Below are 798 nucleotides of genomic sequence, written 5' to 3' on the forward strand. Positions count from 1 at the left end.
CTTTTCCTTTTGGCCAAAAATTATCGTCTCTACCCAACAGAACTATTCTAGGGCAATTCTCTAATGCAAAATTTTCTCCAATAGTTGGCTCTAAATTAAATTTTTTAAAAATATCAATCCATATTTCTATTGATTCTTTATCTTGAGGAATCTTATAATCACCCTTAAAGACAGTAGCATAAAGTCTTTTTGGATCTAATCCTAATATATTAACGATAAATTCAACGCTCCAGTTTAATGATTCTCTTTTCCAATAATCACCCAAAGACCATTCTCCTAACATTTCAAAAAAAGTATGATGTCTTTTTGTTAAACCAACATTTTCTATATCTCCAGTCCTTAAAGCTCTCTGATAATTCATCAATCTAGTGCCTAAAGGATGTTTTTCACCCATTAAATAATTTACTATTGGATGCATTCCTGAATTAATAAATAGAGCTGATGAATCGTTTTCTGGAATTAATGAACTATTCTTAATCCTTTTATGCCCTTTAATTCGAAAAAAATCTAAAAATTTTGTTTTTAACTCATAACTTTTCATATTGTTTTTATTTACTCAAAAAGATTATAAATTAAAGTCATTAAATAATCACTTATCATAAACATTTAAAATCAAATTTGATAACCATATTAATTATGCTAGAATAATAGCATTGATAGCAATTTATTAATATTTAAAAATGATAAACGAACCTAATTATACAAGTGACATTAATAATAATGAATTGTTGGTACATAATAAAAATTTAAGTAATTCAAAAAATAGTTGTGCTTCTATGTTAACAAAAGGTTGTAATT

The 798-nt window shown here is 25.6% G+C and carries 1 protein-coding gene; it reads right to left on the bottom strand.

Annotated elements, in window-relative coordinates:
• On the bottom strand, positions 1–541 hold a 541-nt coding region (locus N3D74_06655), incomplete at its 3' end, for an alanine--tRNA ligase-related protein (protein ID MCX8095844.1).
• Positions 542–798: the final 257 nt, after the last annotated feature.

The organism is Caldisericia bacterium (genome assembly GCA_026414995.1).
Classification (GTDB): domain Bacteria; phylum Caldisericota; class Caldisericia; order B22-G15; family B22-G15; genus JAAYUH01.